The following is a 21215-nucleotide window of genomic DNA, read 5'->3' as shown; positions in this document are numbered from 1 at the left end:
AAACTCTGGAAAAAACAAGATAATTCACTAAAAATGATAGTTTTTCTGAAAATTTCCCTGTAAAAAGAAATGATTCATGGAAATCATGTTACAAATCCTTTACAAGGCTCTCATTTTTTCAAGGTTTGTGTTATAATATGACCTAGGAAATCAGACGAGAGGTATTTATGACTTACGAACAAGAATTTTTAAAAGAATTTGAAGCTTGGGTAGACTCACAAATCGCAATCAACGAAATGGCGATGGAAGCTAGTCGTAAGATTGTGGAAGAAGATAAGGATGAACGCGCAGCTGATGCCTACATCCGTTATGAAAGTAAGTTAGATGCTTACAAATTTATCCAAGGCAAATTTGCTAATTATAAATCCGGAAAAGGTTTCCACGAATTACCAGATAATCTTTTAGGGGAGAGAAATTACTAAAATGGCAAAGAAAAAGAATCGAAAAAAAGAGTACTTATTGAAATTGAAACGCGCAGGCATTATCAAAACTGCTGCAACAGCAACTGCTAAAGTAGCTACTAATGTTGTTTCAAAAGCGACTCTTAGTTTGGAAGAATTTTCAGCGATTTCTGCCGTAGAGGGCATTCGACCAAAACTTATTGAAACACTTTATAATGAAGGGATTAAATCAGTTTCCGATTTCAAAAACTTTACTGAAAAAGACGTTTTGGCCTTTAAAGGAGTTGGTCCAGCAACTGTTAATAAATTGAAAGAAAATGGTGTAGCTTTCAAAGCTTAATCTATTTGCGTTAGCTGACTAAATCTGTTAAAATAAAAACATTCAGAGGTGTCTTAAAAACCATTTGTTACAGAGAGCGGTGTGGTTGAGAAATCCGTACAAATATTAAGACTGGTTGCTGAACGTTGTAACTGAATAATCAAGTTGCGAGTGCTAGTCACTCGAATGTGGGTGGTACCGCGGATTTATAAAAAGTTCGTCCCTGTCGAAAGACAGGGGCGATTTTTTACCACCAAAATAGGAGAGAGCTTATGATTAAAATTTTAGGTCAGATTAAGGACAGTAAACTTCCTGATATTGAGACAGAACGGCTATATTTACGCCCACGTCTGGTCTCAGATGCTGAGGATATTTTTGCTTATGCGAGCTTGCCAGAAGTGACTTGGCCAGCTGGTTTTCCACCTGCAGAAAGCGTAGAAGCAGAGGCACATTATCTTGAAAACATTATGCCAAAGCGCTGGGTTGAGCAAAAGGTACCGTCTGGTTATGGTATTTGCTTAAAAGGGACAAATAAAGTCATTGGTTCGGTTGATTTTAATAAGCGCCATGCTGATGATGTTCTTGAAATGGGCTATCTGCTTCATCTAGATTATTGGGGGAAAGGATTCGTGCCAGAAGCTGCGCATGCGCTGTTGGAAGTTGGATTTACCCTACTCAATCTCCACAAAATTGAAATTGAATGTTATGGTTACAATAAAGCAAGCCAACGTATTGCTGAAAAACTAGGTTTCACCCTCGAAGCTCGAATCCGCGACCGCAAAGACGCACAAGGGAAACGTTGTGACCTGTTGCGCTATGGATTGTTGAAAAGTGAGTGGGAGGGGAGATGATGAATCTTGTCATTATTGGTGCACAAGCTTCAGGTAAGATGACGATTGGTCAAGAAATTGAAAAGATGACTGGTATGACTTTGTTTCATAATCACGATAGCATTGATTTTGTTATGCGTTTTATGGAATATGGACCTATCTCAACTGAACTCATTCGAAAAATTAGAATGAATTTTTTTGAAGCTTTTGCTCAGAGCAATAAACCTCTTATTTTTACTGTTGTAATTGATTTTAATGATTCAAATGATATTGATTTTTTGAGACAGATTCAAGATGTTTTTCACTCATTTAATAGAGAGGTCTTGTTTGTAGAACTTGAAACGGATTTAACTGAACGGCTTCGGCGTAATCGTACTGAGCATCGCTTGCAGTGCAAACCATTAAAACGTGATTTAGAATGGTCTGAAAATGATATTCTGTCAACGATGACATTTGCCCAATTTAATCCAGAGAAGTCACCAGAATTTCTTAAGTATTATTATAAAATCAATAATACTGATCTATCCGCTCGTGAATCAGCACAACTTATTTTACAAAAATTAAATGATATTGAAAAAATGTAGAAAGGACACATTATGTCAAAAGAACTTTCACCAAAATATAACCCGGCTGAGGTTGAGGCTGGGCGTTATCAAAAATGGTTAGATGAGGATGTTTTCAAGCCTTCTGGCGATAAGAAAGCTCATCCGTATTCTATCGTTATTCCACCACCAAACGTAACTGGTAAACTTCATCTTGGTCACGCTTGGGATACTACTTTGCAAGATATTATTATCCGTCAAAAACGTATGCAAGGTTTTGATACTTTATGGCTTCCTGGTATGGACCATGCGGGGATTGCAACACAAGCAAAAGTTGAGGCACGTCTTGCTGAAGATGGTATCTCACGTTACGACCTTGGTCGTGAAAAATTCCTTGATAAAGTCTGGGAATGGAAAGATGAATACGCATCAACAATCAAACAACAATGGGGTAAAATGGGTATCTCTGTTGACTACTCACGTGAACGTTTTACACTTGATGAAGGATTGTCAAAAGCGGTTCGTAAAGTCTTTGTTGAACTTTATAAAAAAGGTTGGATTTATCGTGGTGAATTTATCATCAACTGGGATCCAAAAGCTCGTACAGCCCTTTCTGATATCGAAGTTATCCATAAAGATGTCGAAGGTGCTTTCTACCACATGAACTATATGTTGGAAGATGGTTCACGTAGCCTTGAAGTTGCCACAACTCGTCCTGAAACAATGTTTGGTGACGTAGCCGTTGCGGTTAACCCAAATGATGACCGTTACAAAGATTTGATTGGCCAAAATGTTATCCTTCCAATCGTTAACAAAGCTATTCCAATCGTCGGTGATGAACACGCTGACCCAGAATTTGGTACTGGTGTAGTTAAAATCACTCCAGCACACGACCCTAATGACTTCTTAGTTGGTCAGCGTCATAACTTGCCACAAATCAACGTCATGAATGATGACGGTACAATGAACGAACTTGCTGGTGAATTTGCTGGTATGGACCGCTTTGAAGCTCGTAAAGCTGTCGTTAAAAAATTGGAAGAAATCGGTGCACTTGTTGAAATTGAAAAAATGGTTCACAGCGTTGGTCACTCAGAACGTACTGGTGTGCCAGTTGAGCCACGTTTGTCAACACAATGGTTCGTTAAAATGGACCAATTGGCTAAAAATGCTATTACTAACCAAGACACTGATGACGAAGTAAAATTCTACCCACCACGTTTCAACGATACTTTCCTACAATGGATGGAAAACGTTCATGACTGGGTTATCTCTCGTCAATTATGGTGGGGTCACCAAATTCCTGCATGGTACAATGCTGAAGGTAAAATGTACGTTGGTGAAGAAGCTCCAGAAGGTGACGGATGGACTCAAGACGAAGATGTTCTTGATACTTGGTTTAGTTCAGCCTTATGGCCATTCTCAACAATGGGCTGGCCTGACACAGAAGCAGAAGACTTCAAGCGTTACTTCCCAACATCTACATTGGTAACTGGTTATGATATCATCTTCTTCTGGGTGTCACGTATGATTTTCCAATCATTGGAATTCACAGGACGCCGTCCATTTGAAAACGTGCTTATCCACGGTCTTATTCGTGACGAGCAAGGACGTAAAATGTCTAAATCACTTGGTAACGGTATTGACCCAATGGATGTTATCGAGAAATACGGTGCTGACGCTCTTCGTTGGTTCTTATCAAACGGTTCTGCACCAGGTCAAGACGTTCGTTTCTCTTACGAAAAAATGGACGCTGCTTGGAACTTCATCAACAAAATCTGGAATATTTCTCGTTACATTTTGATGAACAATGAAGACCTTACGCTTGACCAAGCTAGCGCAAATGTTGACAAAGTTGTTGCTGGTACGGGTGGTAACGTAACTGACCGCTGGATTCTTCACAACTTGAATGAAACAATTGCCAAAGTTACTGAAAACTTTGATAAATTTGAATTTGGTGTGGCTGGTTATATCCTTTACAACTTCATTTGGGATGAATTTGCTGACTGGTACGTTGAATTGACAAAAGAAGTGCTTTACAGTGACAATGAAGATGAAAAAGTTATCACTCGTTCAGTTCTTCTTTACACCCTTGATAAGATTCTTCGTTTGCTTCACCCAATTATGCCATTTGTTACTGAAGAAATCTTTGAACAAATTTCTGAAGGTTCAATCGTAACAGCTGAATACCCAACAGTTAACCCAACGTTTGAAAATGAAGCTGCGCATAAAGGTGTTGAAAGTCTTAAAGACCTTATCCGTGCTGTCCGTAACGCACGTAGCGAAGTAAATGTTGCTCCAAGTAAACCAATTACACTTCTTGTGAAAACAAGCGATAAAGAATTGGAAAACTTCTTTAACAGCAATGTGAACTATATCAAGCGCTTCACAAATCCTGAAAAACTAGAAATTTCTTCTACCATTGAAGCACCAGAATTGGCAATGTCTAGTGTGATCACAGGCGCTGAAATCTTCTTGCCACTTGCTGACCTTCTTAACGTTGAAGAAGAATTGGCACGTCTTAACAAAGAACTTGCTAAATGGCAAAAAGAATTGGACATGGTCGCACGTAAACTCGGCAACGAAAAATTCGTCGCTAACGCTAAACCAGAAGTTGTCCAAAAAGAACGCGACAAACAAGTCGATTATCAAGCCAAATACGATGCAACAGTCGCTCGTATCGAAGATATGAAAAAATTGGTGAAATAAGTTAAGCTTTCTACAAGGATTCGTTAAGATTGCCTTAATTAAGGAAATCTATACTATAAACAATCCTAGTTAACTTTCTTTTTCACAGATAACTACAAACAACGTAAATCCAAATAGTTATCAAAAAATACCCCCATCTCAAGAAATTGAGGTGGGGGGGTGGTATGTTAACTACTAAAAGTAAAATTAGTCTTCAAACTTTTTATCAAGAGCTATGCATAAAAGTAGAGCTAATTTGGCCGTCGGACTAAATTGTCCTGTTTCAATTGAACTAATGGTATTTCTAGAAACTCCAACTAGTTTTGCAAGTGCTGATTGTGATAAACGATGTTCTAATCGAGCCTGTTTAAGATTGTTTTTTAATTCAAGTTTATCAGTTATTTTTTAATATCCTATAACGAAATAAATTGTAGAAATCAGTGCAATAATAAACATAATAATTGCAATAAATAAATCTTGTTTATCTTTAAGTTTAGCATAACGATAAGCTGATGTTGTACCAACGGAAGCACAAACCGTAGCAGTTAAATCAGTTATAGGGACTCCATGAAGAGCTTTAATAAAGTTGAAAAGAGCTGCTACAATGACCATAACAAGATATGGGCACATCATTGATTTATCTTTGATATGTAACTCCATTTCATCTCTTTTTTCGCTTTGAGCTATTTTTAAAATAACTTCCTTATTCATAAGTGAGTCCTCCTACTAAGTTTTATTGTCATAATAATTATAAAATTGCCAATAAAACTTGGCAAATAGAAAATGAATGATGTTAAGATTTTTGCTATAATGAATTTGTATATATACTTGAAAGGAGCTTCTATGTCAGTTGAGTCAAATTTTTTTGCTAAGAAGCGGGTGGTCTTGGAGCGCTTGGTGGCGTTTGGATTTGAGAAATCTGAGGCTGGATATGACTACGCGGAGCTGATTTTGAATGGCGATTTTGAAGTGCGAGTTCATGTTTCACTGGATGGTCAGGTGTCAGCAAAGGTGATTGATACTGATTTAAATGAAGAGTATCTTGCTCTTCATGTGCCAGCAGCGAGTGGGAATTTTGTCGGACAAGTCAGAGAAGCTTATCAAGAGGTTCTTGAAAGAGTGTCTGAAGCTTGCTTTGAAGCTCTGCCATTTGCTAGTGACCAAATGAATCGTCTTGCAAATCATCTAAAGGCAACTTATGGCGATGATTTTGATCATCCTTTTGAGAAATATCCTGATTTTTCTTCATTTCGCTATCCTGATAATCAGAAGTGGTACGGGCTTGTGATGACGATTGCGCGTGGTAAATTAAATCTTGGTGAGGAGCAGTGGTCGCAAGAAGCGCTGGATGACAAAGTTGAAATAATCAATATTAAGGTTGAACAAGCTAAGTTGCCTGAATTGATTGAAATCACGGGCGTTTATCCGTCTTACCACATGAATAAGAAGTCTTGGGTGAGTGTGGTTTTAGATGAGACAGTTCCTGATGAGCTCCTTTTTTCTTTAGTGGATAATAGCAGAGCTTTGGTAGCTGGAAAGGCTCTGGGGAGCAGTAGTGGTCCAGATTATTGGATTATTCCAGCCAACCCCAAGTATTATGATATTGATGCTGAATTTGCAGCAAACAAGGTTATTTTATGGACACAAAAAGCAAGCATTAAAAAAGGTGATTTCGTGGCAATTTACATGACAGCACCGACTAAGGCAGTGCGGTATTTTTGCCAAGTCTTAGAAGCTGATTTGCCAAATGATGCTTATCGAGATGAACCCTCCATTAAAAAATTAATGAAGATTCAGCTACTCCACACTTTTTCTGATGAGCAAGTGACGTTTGATACCTTAAAATTTTGTGGCGTCAAAGCCGTTCGTGGTCCACGTCGTATGACAAAAGAATTAATTGAAAAAATCGATTCACTCAGAAATAAATAGATAAGCCGTACCGTTAGGTGCGGTCTTTTTTTGAAAATAAAATTGAAAGAATATTGCAAAAATAACTTTTGAAGAGTATACTATCTAACAATCGAGAGGTGTTTATGAGGAAAATCGAACGAAAAAATACAGGTCTTTTAGTAACGAGCAGTACGATTTCAAAGATAGGTGATACTTTATTTGATTATGTGAATAATTCGTTTTTAGCGAGTATGAACGTGAAATCAATGGTTTTGGTAGGAGTTTATCAAGCACTTGAAAATGTCATTGGAGCCCTGTTTAATTTATTTGGTGGAGTGATTGCGGACCGTTTCAGACGAAAGAAAATTATCATTTTAAGTGATTTTTTGAGTGGCTTAATTTGTCTGTGCTTGTCTCTTATTTCCAAGCAAACTTGGCTCATCTATGCGGTCATTTTAACCAATGCTTTACTAGCACTTTTGTCAGCATTTTCGACACCAGCTTATAATGCTTTTACCAAAGAAATCGTTGAAAAAGAGCAGATTACATTAGTTAATTCTTATCTACAAACGGTTGCTACGCTGGTTAAAATCATTGTTCCAATGCTTGCTTTAGGGATTTATCATGTGATTGGTATCAATGGTGCTTTGATTTTAGATGGCATGTCGTTTTTATTATCGGCTTTGATTGTTGTTTTTGTTCAACCCATTTTAGAAGAGACGAGTAAGAACGATGATTTTTCAGTCAAGGTCATCTTCGACGATTTAGTTAGTGGCTTTAAGTATGTTATCTGTAATCGTCAGATTTATCTCTTGATTGCTCTATCAGCTGGAGTCAATTTTTTCATGGCAGGTTACAGCCTCCTACTTCCTTATGGGAATCAAATGTTTCCAAAAATCACTGGAGATATTTATGCTACTTTTTTGACCGCAGAAGCTATTGGCGGAGTGATTGGAGCGGTGGTTAGTGGAAAAATGAGACGAAAATTATCAACTGGTCAATTAATGGCTATATTATTTGTCTTTGGTGGTTTTGTCGCACTTGCTCCTGTACTTTATTTTGTGAAAGCAGAGCTTTTCTTAATGGTTTTATCGCCTGTTGGTTCTGGGATTTTTATGACCTTATTTAACATTCATTCTTTTTCTTTAGTTCAAAGAGAAGTCGCTAGTGAATATCTGGGACGAGTGTTAGGAATTGTTTTTACGGTTGCTATTTTATTTATGCCCCTTGGAACAGCTCTTTTTACAATCATTTTTAGTCCAAGCAATCCTGGAAATCTTCTCTATCTTGGCATTTCTGTTATGATACTGAGCCTTATTTTCTTGAGGTTATTACAAAGTAATGGATAACTTTCTATATTTAAATACTATTTCGACAACAGTTTAATTATTAGAAAAAATTAAAGCTGTTTTTTTGTTTTGATGGTTCAATATTTTTAATCTTTCAAGTAAATTTTGAGGTTAAAAAATGCCTATAAATGGCCAAATTTCCATTCTTTGTTAGATTATCTAACATAAAAATAAAAATATTGCGAAAATTTGAAAAAAGTGTTTATTTTTTAAAAACATAGGTGTATAATAGCTCTATCGTTGTAAAGCGATCACGAAATACAAAATAAACCTCACTATTACTCACTATCATTTTGGTATTTCAAATTTAAAAAAATTTTTTAAGGAGGAGCATATGAAGAAAAGCTTTATTCATCAACAGCAGGAGATTTCTTTTGTCAAGAATACTTTTACTCAATATTTGATTGATAAACTTGGCATCGTTGAAGTGCAAGGACCTATTCTTAGCCAGGTCGGGGATGGTATGCAAGATAATTTGAACGGCGTTGAACATCCTGTATCTGTGCACGTTAAACGTATTCCTAATGCTGAATATGAAGTTGTTCATTCACTTGCTAAGTGGAAACGTCATACCTTAGCACGTTTCGGCTTCAATGAAGGAGAAGGGCTTTTCGTACATATGAAAGCTCTCCGTCCAGATGAAGAAGAATTAGACCCAATCCACTCTATTTATGTCGACCAATGGGATTGGGAAAAAGTTATTCCAAATGGTCGTCGCAACATCGAATACTTGAAAGAAACAGTTGAACAAGTTTATAAAGCTATTCGTTTGACAGAATTGGCAGTAGAAGCTCGTTTTGATATTGAAGCTGTTTTGCCTAAGAAAATCACTTTTATTCACACAGAAGAATTGGTAGAACGTTACCCAGATTTGACACCAAAAGAACGTGAAAATGCTGCTGCTAAAGAATTCGGTGCGATTTTCCTTATTGGTATTGGTGGTATTTTGCCAGATGGTCAACGCCACGATGGTCGTGCACCTGACTACGATGACTGGACTTCTGAATCTGAAAATGGATACCATGGTCTTAACGGTGATATTATTGTTTGGAACGAAGTGCTTGGCTCAGCTTTTGAATTGTCATCAATGGGTATTCGTGTTGACGAAGAAGCTCTTAAACGTCAAGTTAAAATCACTGGTGACGAAGACCGTTTGCAATTAGAATGGCATAAAGCTCTTCTCAATGGTCTCTTCCCACTTACAATTGGTGGTGGTATCGGTCAATCACGTATGGCAATGTTCTTACTTCGTAAGAAACACATTGGTGAAGTTCAATCAAGTGTTTGGCCAAAAGAAGTTCGTGACACTTACGAAAATATTCTTTAAGTAGAAGAAATCTTATTTTAAGGACTAAGAAAAGTCGGCTAGGATAACTAGTCGGCTTTTTGATTTTGGAAATAGAAAAAGTTGTTAGAGCGATTTTCTAACAACTTTTGTAAAATTATTTAAATTGCTTACCAAGGAAGACCTGCTGCAGCAATTTCAGCTTTTGAAGCGTATTGTCCATTTGGGCGGTGCCATCTACCGCGATAATCTCTTTTATATCCACCAGCAGCTTGTTCTTGTTGTTGCGCTTGTTGAGCGGCAGCAGCGGCTTGTTCCTGTGCTTGACGAGCAGCTTCAGCGGCAGCTTGTTCTTGTGCTTGTCTAGCTTCTTCAGCTTTTCTTGCTTCCTCAGCTTGACGAGCAGCTTCGGCTTCTTTGGCATCAATTGCTGAAACGACAGCGTTGATACGGTTATTGAAGGCTTCTTTTTTAGCTGAATCTGCTACAGCATTAACCATATTTTTAGCGTCATCAACGTTTTCACGAGTTTGATTAGCTTCTAAGTTTGCAACAGCAGTTTCAGCCGCTGCCTGAGCTGTCTCTTCTTGTTTTTGTGTTTCTATTGCAGTCTTGACAGTTGCGATACGTTTTTTAAGCTGTTTTTTGACTTTCTTATTTTTTACGGCTTTAACTTTTTTGGTAGCTAAATCAAGATTTTCTTGGGTCTGATCCTTTTCAAGTTGTTTAACAGCTTTTTTTGCTGCTTTAGTAGCTTTATCGTCTTTTTTGGTGGTTTTACTTTTAGACTTAGTATCCGCTAAAACAACATGATTGTTTTCGACTGATGTTGTTAAAAATCCTTGGTCTTGAGAGACTCCGATGATGGCAGTTGCCATTAATAATATGGCGAGTTTCATTTTCTTCTTCATGTTTGATTCCTCCTGAAAAAACTTTGAATGATAAAATTTTTACACTAAAAGAATACCATTTTGGAATAATTCTGTAAATCTCTTTTTAAGGAAAAATTAAGCAAAAAATGTTTTCGTAAAAAATACTATAAAAAAGCCGCTAGAGTAATCTCTAACGACTTAAAATAATCTATTATTCAAAACCACAGAGTGTTAAGCCTAAGGCCTGTGCTTCTGATAAGCTAACTGGTGTAGTGTTTTTTGAGCGATTTAAGCCACGGCAATTTGGATTGAGGTGGTAGTGGCTACCAGTTCTTGTAATGTAAACTGTTGTGGTATCTCCTGGTTGGGCAGCTGCTTGGTTTTGTTGTTGCTGTGCCTGTTGAGCAGCAGCTTCAGCAGCGGCTTGTTCTTGAGCTTGTTTAGCAGCTTCGGCTTCTTTGGCTTCGATAGCTGAAACGACAGCGTTGATACGGTTGTTGAAGGCTTCCTTTTTAGTTGAATTATTTACCGCATTAACTTTATTTTTAGCGTCATCAATGTTATCACGCGATTGGTTATTTTCAAGGTTTTTAACCGCAATTTCTGCTTTATCTTCTAGTTCTTTTTCTTTTTTAGCTTCAATGGCTGTTTTGACAGTTACGATACGCTTTTGAAATTTCTCTTTTTTGTCAGCGCCTGTAACAGCGTCAACTTTACTTGTTGCTAAATCAAGATTAGCCTGCGTTTGGTCTTTCTCGAGATTTTTTACGGCAGTTTCTGCACTGTTTTCAATCTCTTTAGTCTTTTGAACTTCTTTTTTGCCGACTTCAATGTAATCAGCGTTTTCTTCTTTAAAATCAGCCAGTTCATCTTGGCTATCTTTTAAGTCTGATTTGGCTTGTTTGACATCTTGGCTAAGCTGTTCAATCTTATCCTCTGCTTGGGATAATTCTTGACTTTGGTTACCTTGACTAGAAAAACTAGCAATCAATAATACCGATAAAATGGTAATGGCAAGATTTTTCTTGTCTTTAAAGAATGTTTTAAAATTCATACTTCTTTATCCTAAAAAAACTTTGATAATTAAAAATATCCCACTCATCATATCAAATCTTATTTTGACTGTAAATATGATTGAAGATTTTTTAAGGCATTTTAGTTGATTTTTGCTATAATGGTTCTTATGAGAGTTGTAGCAGGAAATTTTGGTGGGCGTCCTTTGAAGACGCTCGATGGAAAAACTACTCGTCCGACAACTGATAAGGTTAAGGGCGCTATTTTTAATATGATTGGTCCATTCTTTGAGGGTGGACGTGTTTTGGATTTGTTTTCTGGTAGTGGTAGTTTAGCAATTGAAGCTATCTCACGCGGAATGGACGAGGCTGTTCTTGTGGAACGTAATCATCAAGCGCAAGCGATTATCACAGAAAATATCAAAATGACGAAAGCTGAAAAGCAATTTCATTTGATGAAAATGGATGCCAATAAAGCGATTGGAGTGGTCAAAGGACCGTTTGATTTGGTATTTTTAGATCCACCATACGCTAAAGAAGAAATTGTCAAAAATATTACTGACTTGGAAGAGGCAGGCTTGTTATCTGAAGATGTCATGATCGTCTGTGAAACAGATAAATCAGTTGATTTGCCAGAAAAGATTTCAAACTTTGGTATCTGGAAGCAAAAAACTTATGGAATTAGTAAAGTAACAGTTTATATTAGATAAACAGAAATGATTTTTCACTAATGGAGGCAACATGGCTAAAATTGGTTTGGTGACTGGGTCTTTTGATCCTGTGACAAATGGGCATCTTGATATCATTGCACGCGCTAGTAAGCTCTTTGACACGCTTTACGTGGGGATTTTATATAATAGGAATAAATCTTGTCTGTTCACGATTGCTGAGAGAAAACAGATGCTAGAAGAGGCAGTAGAACCTTATTCAAATGTTAGCGTAGTGACAGCACATGATTCTTTGGCTGTTGATGTGGCAAGAGAATTAAAGGCTGCTTATTTGGTCAGAGGAATTCGAGATGCTAAAGATTTGGAATATGAAGGGGGTATGGATTTCTTCAATCATCATCTAGCTAGTGATATTGAGAGTGTTTATTTACTCACCTCTCCAGAATGGCAATATGTGTCATCCAGTCGTGTGCGTGAATTGATACATTTTCAAGCTGATATTTCAGCATTTGTCCCAGACAGTGTTGTGAAAAAAGTGGAGGAAAAATATGACAATCTTAAACGCATTTAAAGGGATTTTGAAAAAGTTAGGTCGTATTTTATACCGCTTAAAATGGTGGATTTTAGGGGCTGTGGGAACTAGTTTTTCTCATCTTTAGTTTATTTTATCCACTTGATTATTACATTGAAATGCCAGGTGGTGCCTACGATGTTCGTAGTGTTTTAACGGTTAATAAAAAGGCTGATAAGGACAAAGGCTCTTACAACTTTGTAGCCGTGAGTGTGAGTCAGGCAACCTTAGCTCAACTAATTTATGCTTGGTTAACACCGCATACAGAAATTTCAACTGCAGCTGCAACTACAGGTGGCTACAGTAATGAAGATTACATGCGTATTAATCAATACTATATGGAAACTTCACAAAATACAGCGACTTACCAAGCTTTAACCCTAGCAGGAAAAGACGTTAAGCTTGATTATCAAGGTGTCTATGTCCTAAATGTAACCAAAAATTCAACCTTTAAAGGACTTTTACATCTAGCTGATACGGTTACTGGTGTAAATGGTAAAACGTTCAAGAGTTCACAAGAATTGATGGCTTATGTAGCAGACTTGGATCTTGGCTCTAAAGTCACTGTTCAAGAAATTTCAAACGGTAAAACAAAAGAGGTTTCTGGTAAAATCATTGAATTGCCAAATGGTAAAAATGGTATCGGTATTGGTTTAGTCGATCATACCAAGGTGTCATCTGATGTCGATGTGACTTTTGATACCAGTGGTGTTGGTGGACCTAGTGCAGGCTTGATGTTCACCCTTGATATTTATGATCAAGTTAATAACGAAGACCTTCGTAAAGGTCGTAAAATTGCTGGTACTGGTACCATTCAATCAGATGGTTCTGTTGGTGATATCGGCGGAGCAGGCTTAAAAGTTGTCTCAGCTGCCAAATCTGGTGCAGATATTTTCTTTGTTCCAAATAATCCAGTCGATAAAGAAACATTGAAAAAAGATCCTGATGCTAAGACAAATTACGAAGAAGCCAAAGAAGCTGCTAAAGACCTTGATACAGACATGAAAATTGTCCCTGTCAAGAATGTCCAAGAAGCGATTGATTACCTAAGAAGTACAAATTAATACAAGAAGCATCTCTTTTAGACTAGCTAAAAGAGGTGTTTTTTGATGCATCAGTTAACTTTTTCTTAAGCTTTATTGTTTACAATGATTTAAAATGAAGAGGTGGAATACTAATAGATTGGAGGAGTGTATGACAAACTGGCAGAAACGTTTGGTGATTGGCTTTAATATTGCAGCCCTGTTTATCTTTTTAGATGTTAGTTTGTTAATTTTTATTAGATCTGTAAATGGTCATGGTATTTATCAGACCTTAGGCATGAAGTGGCTGACTTTCTCAGCTTGGGTACTTTGTTATGCTTCCTTATGGATGTTCCAAGGAATTGCTTATATGTTTGTTAAACGTCTCTCCTTGGCAAAAGAACAGCGAAATAGTCGCTGAGTATTGAAAAGCTAGATTTTTTATCTAGCTTTTTTGGTTGATAATAGATTTGTAAAGGCACTGAAATATTACTATTGGGGTGGAAAATGCTATAATATTGCTATGACAGAAAAGCTAACGATTTTGCATCTGAATGATTGGCATTCTCATTTTGAAAATTATCCAAAAATCAAACGTTTTTTTCAAGAATATCCTGAGACAAATGAAGTTATTCGACTTGATATTGGGGATAATATCGACCGCTGGCATCCGATGACAGATATCAGTAAGGGAAAATGTAATGTTCAATTTTTAAACGAGTTTAAGATTGACTTTGCGACCATTGGTAATAATGAAGGAATTGGTCTTGCAAAACATTGGTTAAATGAGGTTTATCAAGAGGCTGACTTTGATGTTATTTTAGGTAATCTTGAAGATGACAATGGTCGCCCAGCTTGGGCTGAGCCTTATAAGATTTATGAAACGAAAGCAGGCACTAAGATTGCTTTTTTAGCTTATACTTTTCCTTATTATCTGACTTATAAACCAGGTGGTTGGAAGGTACTTGACCCTTTAGAGTGTTTAAAAAGAGACCTTGCTATTAAGGAAGTGCAAGAAGCAGATTTTAGAATATTATTAAGCCATTTGGGTCTTCCTTGGGATGAAAAAATCACCGCTGCTTGTCCAGAAATTGATTTGATTATTGGGGCTCATACACATCATGTCTTTGAAGATGGGGCATGCCTTAATGGCACTTACATGGCAGCTGCAGGAAAATACGGTCAGTTTGTCGGTGAAATTAATCTCAGCTTTGACAATCATGAAATGACTGATATCACAATCCACGCTCATGAAACTAGTCATATGGCAAGTAAACCAGGTGATAAAGAATGGATTGAAAAAATTGTTTCAGATGGTCGCAAGCTTTTAGGGCAAGAAATGGTGAAGCAATTTGATGAGGACTTGAGTTTAGATGAGTCTTGTCAATTGGTTATGGATGCCATGAAAGATTATGCCAAAGCAGATATTGCCATGATAAATTCTGGCTTGGTTGTAGAGCCTTTTACTAAGGACATTACTAAAGATACTTTGCACCATTCGCTTCCGCATCAAATGCGACTAGCAAGGCTAGAAGTAAGTACTGATGAGTTAGCCGAAATCTGTCAAGATGTTTATTCGCAAGCAGAATTGTTAGCAAGACAACAAATCCGTGGCATGGGATTTCGCGGTAAGGAATTTGGGGCCGTTTTAACGAGTGGCTTTGCTTACAAAAACGGAAAAATAGTGTATAATGAAAAGGTTACGAATGAAAAGGAGACTGTTAGTCTAGTCTTGGTTGATCAATATTATTTTGCCCGTTATTTTGAAAGTATTAAATCACATCAAGCTGAGCTGCTTTTTCCTGAATTGCTTCGAGAACTGGTAGAAGACTACCTCAGACATAAAGAATAAGTTTTACGATGGATGAAGAGAGGAGACCGATGAGAAAAGATATCTCTCCTGAAATGTACAATTACAATAAATTTCCTGGTCCACAATTCGTGGCATTTTCTGATCGTGTCAAAAGCGATGATATCGAGTTGTTGATTTTAGCCAATGAAAAAGATGCTTTTAACGCAACAGTGTTTAGTCAACGTTTTTCAGATATCTTGCTTAAATATGACTACATCGTCGGAGATTGGGGAAATGAACAGCTACGTCTAAAAGGTTTTTACAAAGATGACCGCGACGTTAAAAAGGCTAATCGTATTTCACGTTTAGATGATTACCTCAAAGAGTATTGTAACTTTGGCTGTGCTTATTTTGTTCTTGAAAATAAAGAGCCACGTGCTGTGAAGTCTGAAGAAGAAAAACAAACAAGACGTCATAAATCACAAAAACGTTCGTCTGGTAAGAAAAAAGCTAACCGTTCAGGACATCAACATTTTACCAGTCAAAAACGTAAAGAAAGCAAAGGAGGCAGTGAGCGTCACCGAAAACGTGAACAACAAAAAGAAATTCAGTCGGCAAAACAATTTGTCATTCGCCGGAAAGAGAAATAGGAAGGAAATAAATTTACAGAATGCAAACAGGAACTAAGGACATGAAGCCCTCTATTTACGGTTTAACACGCGATGAACTTATCGAATGGGTAATCGAACACGGTGAAAAGAAATTCCGTGCAACACAAATTTGGGATTGGCTTTACCGTAAACGTGTCCAATCTTTTGAAGAAATGACAAACATCTCAAAAGATTTTATCGCTATTTTAAATGAAAATTTCTGCGTTAACCCATTAAAACAACGGGTCGTCCAAGAAGCATCAGATGGTACCGTCAAATACTTGTTTGAATTGCCCGATAGCATGCTGATTGAAACAGTTTTGATGCGCCAACATTATGGTTTGTCTGTCTGTGTAACATCACAAGTCGGTTGTAACATTGGTTGCTCATTCTGTGCTAGCGGTTTGATTAAAAAACAACGTGATTTGACAAGTGGTGAGATCACTTCACAAATCATGATGGTACAAAAATACTTTGATGAACGTGGTCAAGATGAGCGCGTGAGTCACGTCGTTGTTATGGGGATTGGTGAACCATTTGATAACTACGATAACGTGCTTCGCTTTGTTCGTACGATTAACAATGACAATGGTCTAGCTATCGGTGCGCGTCACATCACAATTTCAACATCAGGTTTGGCACACAAAATCCGTGAATTTGCTCACGAAAGCTTGCAAGTTAACTTGGCTGTTTCGCTTCACGCGCCAAACAATGAATTGCGTTCACAAATCATGCGTGTTAACCGTTCATTCCCACTTGAAAAACTCTTTACTGCGATTGAATACTACATTGAAACAACTAATCGTCGTGTGACATTTGAGTATATCATGTTAAATGATGTTAATGACTCACCAGAAAACGCACAAGAATTGGCTGATTTGACGAAAAAAATTCGCAAATTGTCTTACATCAACTTAATTCCATATAACCCAGTTTCTGAACACGACCAATATCGTCGTTCAAGTAAAGAACACGTTGCAGCCTTTTACGATGTTCTTAAGAAAAATGGTGTTAACTGTGTCGTTCGTCAAGAACACGGAACTGATATTGATGCCGCTTGTGGTCAATTGCGTTCAAATACAATGAAACGTGACCGCCAAAAAGCTGCTAAAGCAAAATAAGAAGGTAAAATGAGAAGGCTATTTGATGAAGAACTTGAGTTGACAAGCTTAGGGCGTAAGGTGGCAATAACTTTGGTGGGGATTTACATCCTTGCCCTTTGCTTCTTGTGTTTTAGTCCGCAACCTTTTAAGATTGATGGGGTTGAGACACCCAATATTATTCATTATGGACGTCTGCGTCTTTTGCTAGTTCCATTTAACAGCTTGATTGGCATTGGGCAGTTGGATAGTGCCTTTGAATTATTTTGGGTCTTTGCACAAAATGTCACCAATATGTTTCTTGTTTTTCCATTGATGTTTGGCTTAATTTGGCTGTTTCTAAAACTACGTCATTGGAAGAGAGCTTGGCTATTTGCTTTTGGAGTGAGTCTAGTGATTGAAACGACTCAATTGCTTGTAGATTTACTCTATAATGCTAATCGGGTCTTTGAAATTGATGATCTTTGGACTAATTCATTAGGTGGCTTACTAGCTTTGGGGCTTTACACAGTTATTTACAAAAAATATCACAAGTAGTTATTATAGGTCAGGAAAAACTCCTGACCTTTTTCATATGAGAAGCTTAGGGCAGGAAACTTGACTTAGAGTCTAGTCAAGGGTGTATAATATCAGCTAGAAAGCAGGTTTTAATGAAAATTATAAAGGATCTCTGGTGGTTTTTTAGGCTGGAGAAAAAACGGTATATTATTGGAATTCTTGCTCTTATTTTGGTGGCAATTTTAAACCTTGTCCCTCCAAAAGTTATGGGCGGAGTTATTGATCGAGTGACATCTGGTGAGTTAACACAAGGGCAATTGCTGATGAGCTTATTCTTGTTGGTTTTATCAGCTTTTGCTATGTATTTTTTACGTTATATTTGGCGAATGTATATCTTGGGAACGTCGTATCGTCTTGGTCAGATTATGCGTTTTCGCTTATTTGATCATTTTACAAAAATGTCACCTAGTTTTTATCAAAAACATCGTACGGGTGATTTGATGGCGCATGCTACTAATGATATTAATGCGCTGACACGTTTAGCAGGCGCTGGAGTTATGTCAGCAGTAGATGCGACAATTACGGCTTTTGTGACCTTGGTGACAATGGCTTTTAGTATTTCATGGCAAATGACCTTGGTAGCAGTGATTCCTTTGCCATTTATGGCATATGCAACAAGTCGTTTAGGACGAAAGACTCACCAAGCGTTTGGAAAATCTCAAGCTGCCTTTTCAGAATTAAATAATAAGGTTCAGGAGTCTGTGTCAGGTATCAAAGTAACCAAGTCATTTGGGTATCAAGAAGATGAACTTCAGTCTTTTCAAGAAATCAATGACATGACTTTTGTTAAGAACATGAAAACCATGAAATATGATGTCATGTTTGATCCTTTAGTGCTTTTATTTATCGGGGCAAGTTATGTTTTGTCATTGTTGATGGGAGCTTTTATGGTATCAGCCGGTCAAGTGACGGTTGGTAATTTAGTAACCTTTATCACTTACTTAGATATGCTAGTTTGGCCCTTAATGGCAATTGGTTTTCTTTTTAATATGATTCAACGCGGTTCTGTCTCTTATAATCGTATTAATCGTCTTTTGAAAGAAACATCTGATGTCCAAGAAAGTAAACAGCCTTTGCAGACTATTCAGAATGGTACTTTGGTTTATGATATTGATTCGTTTCATTATGAAAATGAGGAGACGTTATCAGATATTCATTTTGCTCTAGAACAGGGACAAACGCTGGGATTAGTTGGGCAGACCGGTTCTGGTAAGACTACCTTGATTCGTTTGTTGTTACGTGAATATGATTTGACTGATGGTCGGATTATGCTTGATGGCAACAATATCAAGGATTACAAGTTATCTGATTTACGCCGTTTGATTGGTTATGTCCCACAGGATCAATTTTTATTTGCCACTAGTATTTTAGAAAATATTCGTTTTGGAAATCCCGATGCCTCTTTAGAAAAGGTTGAAGCAGCAACGAAGTTATCTCGAGTTTATGATGACATTATAGCAACACCGGATGGCTTTGAAACTTTGATTGGTGAGAAAGGTGTTAGTCTTTCTGGTGGTCAAAAACAGCGGATTGCTATGAGTCGTGCCATGATTCTTGATCCTGAAATTTTGATTTTGGACGATTCTTTGTCGGCAGTAGATGCTAAGACAGAACATGCTATTATTGAGAACCTTAAGCAAACTCGTCAACATAAATCAACAATTATCACAGCACATCGTTTGAGTGCGGTGGTTCATGCTGATTTAATCTTAGTCTTGCAAGATGGGCATATCATTGAACGAGGGTGTCATGAGGATCTTATTAAGCAAGGTGGCTGGTATGCAGATACTTATGAAGCTCAGCAATTAGAAATGGAAGGAGATAGTGATGAAGAATAATGCAAATCAGTGGCGCGTATTTAAGCGCCTCATGAGCTATCTCAAACCTTATAAATTCTTAACCGCCTTAGCTCTAGGTCTTTTACTACTAACAACGGTTGTTAAGAGTCTGATTCCACTGATTGCTTCTTACTTTATTGATCATTTTTTGACGGATATGAATCAGACTGCCATGCTGATTTTAGTTGGTTATTACCTCATGTATGTCTTGCAGACGCTTATCCAGTATTTTGGAAATTTCTTCTTTGCGCGTGTGTCTTATAGCATTGTTAGAGATATTCGAAGAGATGCCTTTGCAAACATGGAAAAACTCGGTATGGCTTACTTTGACAAAACTCCCGCGGGTTCTATTGTCTCTCGTATTACAAATGATACTGAAGCTATCAGTGATATGTTTTCAGGCCTTTTATCAAGCTTTATTTCGGCTATTTTTATCTTTTCAGTAACTCTGTTAACCATGTTGAAATTGAATGCAACATTGACAGCTTGGGTTTTGATTTTTTTGCCATTTATCTTTGTTTTGGTTAATCTTTATCGCAAAAAATCGGTAAGCGTGATTGAAAAAACACGTGCATTGTTGTCAGATATTAACAGTAAATTGTCTGAGAGCATCGAAGGGATCCGAATTATTCAATCCTTTAGTCAAGAAGAGCGTTTGAAAGATGAATTTGAAGCTATCAATGAAGAGCATGTGCTTTATGCTAATCGTTCGATGGCATTAGATAGTCTTTTCTTGCGCCCTGCTATGTCACTTCTGAAGTTATTAGCATATGCTATTTTAATGGCTTATTTTGGTTTTCGTGGAATGGAAATTGGTATTTCTGCTGGTTTGATGTATGCCTTTATCCAATACGTTAATCGTCTTTTTGATCCTTTGATTGAAGTGACTCAGAATTTTTCAACTTTGCAAACCTCAATGGTTTCAGCTGGACGGGTGTTTGATTTGATTGATGAACAGCAATATGAACCTGAACAAAATGGTGTGTTAGATTTTGTGAAAGATGGCAATATTGAGTTTAAAAATGTGAGTTTTTCTTATGATGGAAAACGCCGGATTTTAGACAATATTTCCTTTAAGGTTAATCAAGGTGAGACGATTGCCTTTGTAGGATCGACTGGATCAGGAAAGTCATCAATTATTAATGTCTTTATGAGGTTTTACGAGTTCCAATCAGGTCAAGTTTTACTGGATGGTAAAGATATTCGTGATTATTCTAAAAAAGCTTTGCATAAAAATGTTGGTTTGGTACTGCAAGAACCATTCTTGTATCATGGTACTGTGAAATCTAATATTAAAATGTATCAGGATATTTCTGATGATGCTGTTCAAGCTGCCGCAGCCTTTGTGGATGCTGATCAGTTCATTCAAAAATTACCTGATAAATATGAGACAAAAGTGACAGAACGTGGTTCAAGTTTTTCAGCAGGTCAACGTCAACTTTTGGCATTTGCAAGAACTGTAGCCAGTCAGCCGAAGATTTTAATTTTGGATGAAGCGACAGCAAACATTGATTCAGAAACGGAAAACACTGTTCAAGAGTCTTTGAAGAAAATGCGTCAAGGTCGTACAACCATTGCCATTGCTCACCATTTATCAACCATTCAAGATGCTGACTGTATCTATGTCCTAGACAAAGGTAAGATTATTGAGTCAGGAACTCATGATGAATTGCTAAGTTTGAAAGGAACTTACCATCGTATGTATCAACTGCAAGCAGGTATGATGGAAAATTAAACTGATAACCAATTTGCTAAAGAGCAGATTGGTTTTTTGTTGCCAAAAACATGACAAAAGTCATGTAATGTCATGACATTATAAGCTAAAAAGCT

At 37.3% G+C, this 21215-nt stretch carries 21 protein-coding genes and 1 pseudogene; 18 read left to right on the top strand and 4 right to left on the bottom strand.

Annotated features, from left to right (window positions below; translation table 11 throughout):
- The first annotated feature begins 167 nt into the window (after positions 1 to 167).
- From STRINF_RS03295 to STRINF_RS03275, 5 genes are all read left to right on the top strand, one after another.
- Positions 168 to 422, top strand: coding sequence for a DUF1912 family protein (locus STRINF_RS03295; RefSeq protein ID WP_006531604.1), 255 nt, complete (start codon positions 168 to 170; stop codon positions 420 to 422).
- A 1-nt stretch (position 423) separates the two neighbouring features.
- Positions 424 to 741: a helix-hairpin-helix domain-containing protein gene (locus STRINF_RS03290; protein ID WP_006531603.1), complete on the top strand. Its 318-nt coding sequence runs from the start codon at positions 424 to 426 to the stop codon at positions 739 to 741.
- A 251-nt stretch (positions 742 to 992) separates the two neighbouring features.
- Positions 993 to 1571 (top strand): GNAT family N-acetyltransferase, encoded by a 579-nt coding sequence (locus tag STRINF_RS03285; RefSeq protein WP_006531602.1) that lies wholly within the window; start codon positions 993 to 995, stop codon positions 1569 to 1571.
- Positions 1571 to 2134: a hypothetical protein gene (locus tag STRINF_RS03280; RefSeq protein ID WP_014294103.1), complete on the top strand. Its 564-nt coding sequence runs from the start codon at positions 1571 to 1573 to the stop codon at positions 2132 to 2134. Before STRINF_RS03285 ends, STRINF_RS03280 begins: the two co-directional genes overlap by 1 nt.
- A 12-nt stretch (positions 2135 to 2146) precedes the next feature.
- Positions 2147 to 4798 carry a valine--tRNA ligase gene (locus tag STRINF_RS03275; protein WP_006531600.1) on the top strand — a complete coding sequence of 884 codons (2652 nt, stop codon included), beginning with the start codon at positions 2147 to 2149 and terminating at the stop codon, positions 4796 to 4798.
- A 186-nt stretch (positions 4799 to 4984) separates the two neighbouring features.
- On the opposite strand, the gene STRINF_RS09815 is transcribed toward STRINF_RS03275, so the two are convergent.
- Both STRINF_RS09815 and STRINF_RS03265 read right to left on the bottom strand, forming a co-directional pair.
- Positions 4985 to 5179 (bottom strand): helix-turn-helix transcriptional regulator, encoded by a 195-nt coding sequence (locus tag STRINF_RS09815; protein WP_043878313.1) that lies wholly within the window; start codon positions 5177 to 5179, stop codon positions 4985 to 4987.
- Between the two features lie 3 nt (positions 5180 to 5182).
- A complete protein-coding gene (locus STRINF_RS03265) occupies positions 5183 to 5488 on the bottom strand; it encodes a DUF6442 family protein (RefSeq protein ID WP_006531599.1) in 306 nt (101 codons plus the stop codon).
- A gap of 132 nt (positions 5489 to 5620) precedes the next feature.
- On the opposite strand from STRINF_RS03265, the gene STRINF_RS03260 reads away from it, so the two are divergent.
- The 3 genes from STRINF_RS03260 to asnA all read left to right on the top strand — a co-directional run bounded on the left by STRINF_RS03260 (position 5621) and on the right by asnA (position 9343).
- Positions 5621 to 6706, top strand: a complete 1086-nt coding sequence (locus tag STRINF_RS03260) for an MmcQ/YjbR family DNA-binding protein (protein ID WP_043878308.1) — start codon at positions 5621 to 5623, stop codon at positions 6704 to 6706.
- A 104-nt stretch (positions 6707 to 6810) separates the two neighbouring features.
- Positions 6811 to 8016: an MFS transporter gene (locus STRINF_RS03255; RefSeq protein ID WP_006531597.1), complete on the top strand. Its 1206-nt coding sequence runs from the start codon at positions 6811 to 6813 to the stop codon at positions 8014 to 8016.
- Between the two features lie 334 nt (positions 8017 to 8350).
- On the top strand, positions 8351 to 9343 hold the full coding sequence (gene asnA / locus STRINF_RS03250; protein WP_006531596.1) for an aspartate--ammonia ligase: 993 nt from the start codon (positions 8351 to 8353) through the stop codon (positions 9341 to 9343).
- A 128-nt stretch (positions 9344 to 9471) separates the two neighbouring features.
- On the opposite strand, the gene STRINF_RS03245 is transcribed toward asnA, so the two are convergent.
- Together STRINF_RS03245 and STRINF_RS03240 are read right to left on the bottom strand one after the other, a co-directional pair.
- Entirely contained in the window at positions 9472 to 10212 is a 741-nt protein-coding gene (locus STRINF_RS03245; protein WP_006531595.1) for a hypothetical protein, read from the bottom strand.
- 172 nt (positions 10213 to 10384) lie between these two features.
- Entirely contained in the window at positions 10385 to 11227 is an 843-nt protein-coding gene (locus STRINF_RS03240; RefSeq protein WP_006531594.1) for a coiled-coil domain-containing protein, read from the bottom strand.
- A gap of 129 nt (positions 11228 to 11356) precedes the next feature.
- Here STRINF_RS03240 and rsmD point away from each other — a divergent pair, with 129 nt between their 5' ends.
- The 10 genes and pseudogenes from rsmD (at position 11357) to STRINF_RS03190 (ending at position 21120) form a co-directional block, all read left to right on the top strand.
- Positions 11357 to 11896: a 16S rRNA (guanine(966)-N(2))-methyltransferase RsmD gene (gene rsmD / locus STRINF_RS03235; protein ID WP_043878312.1), complete on the top strand. Its 540-nt coding sequence runs from the start codon at positions 11357 to 11359 to the stop codon at positions 11894 to 11896.
- Between the two features lie 31 nt (positions 11897 to 11927).
- Positions 11928 to 12425: a pantetheine-phosphate adenylyltransferase gene (gene coaD, locus STRINF_RS03230; RefSeq protein ID WP_006531592.1), complete on the top strand. Its 498-nt coding sequence runs from the start codon at positions 11928 to 11930 to the stop codon at positions 12423 to 12425.
- Positions 12403 to 13489 (top strand): annotated as a pseudogene (locus STRINF_RS03225) (SepM family pheromone-processing serine protease). Before coaD ends, STRINF_RS03225 begins: the two are co-directional and overlap by 23 nt.
- Positions 13490 to 13619: 130 nt before the next feature.
- Entirely contained in the window at positions 13620 to 13868 is a 249-nt protein-coding gene (locus STRINF_RS03220; RefSeq protein ID WP_014334393.1) for a DUF3923 family protein, read from the top strand.
- 102 nt (positions 13869 to 13970) lie between these two features.
- The gene (locus tag STRINF_RS03215) at positions 13971 to 15299 is read left to right on the top strand and encodes a bifunctional metallophosphatase/5'-nucleotidase (protein WP_043878307.1); all 1329 of its coding nucleotides are present in this window, start codon (positions 13971 to 13973) and stop codon (positions 15297 to 15299) included.
- Between the two features lie 29 nt (positions 15300 to 15328).
- Entirely contained in the window at positions 15329 to 15889 is a 561-nt protein-coding gene (locus STRINF_RS03210; RefSeq protein ID WP_043878306.1) for a YutD family protein, read from the top strand.
- Between the two features lie 20 nt (positions 15890 to 15909).
- Positions 15910 to 17010: a dual-specificity RNA methyltransferase RlmN gene (gene rlmN, locus STRINF_RS03205; RefSeq protein WP_006531587.1), complete on the top strand. Its 1101-nt coding sequence runs from the start codon at positions 15910 to 15912 to the stop codon at positions 17008 to 17010.
- A gap of 9 nt (positions 17011 to 17019) precedes the next feature.
- The gene (locus STRINF_RS03200; protein ID WP_006531586.1) at positions 17020 to 17526 is read left to right on the top strand and encodes a VanZ family protein; all 507 of its coding nucleotides are present in this window, start codon (positions 17020 to 17022) and stop codon (positions 17524 to 17526) included.
- A 113-nt stretch (positions 17527 to 17639) separates the two neighbouring features.
- Positions 17640 to 19385, top strand: a complete 1746-nt coding sequence (locus tag STRINF_RS03195; RefSeq protein WP_006531585.1) for an ABC transporter ATP-binding protein — start codon at positions 17640 to 17642, stop codon at positions 19383 to 19385.
- Positions 19375 to 21120 (top strand): ABC transporter ATP-binding protein, encoded by a 1746-nt coding sequence (locus STRINF_RS03190; RefSeq protein WP_006531584.1) that lies wholly within the window; start codon positions 19375 to 19377, stop codon positions 21118 to 21120. Before STRINF_RS03195 ends, STRINF_RS03190 begins: the two co-directional genes overlap by 11 nt.
- Positions 21121 to 21215: the final 95 nt, after the last annotated feature.

Source organism: Streptococcus infantarius subsp. infantarius ATCC BAA-102 (genome assembly GCF_000154985.1).
GTDB classification, from domain to species: Bacteria; Bacillota; Bacilli; order Lactobacillales; family Streptococcaceae; genus Streptococcus; species Streptococcus infantarius.
Note: the sequence above shows the minus strand (reverse complement) of the source record. Positions and strands in the feature narration are given on the sequence as shown.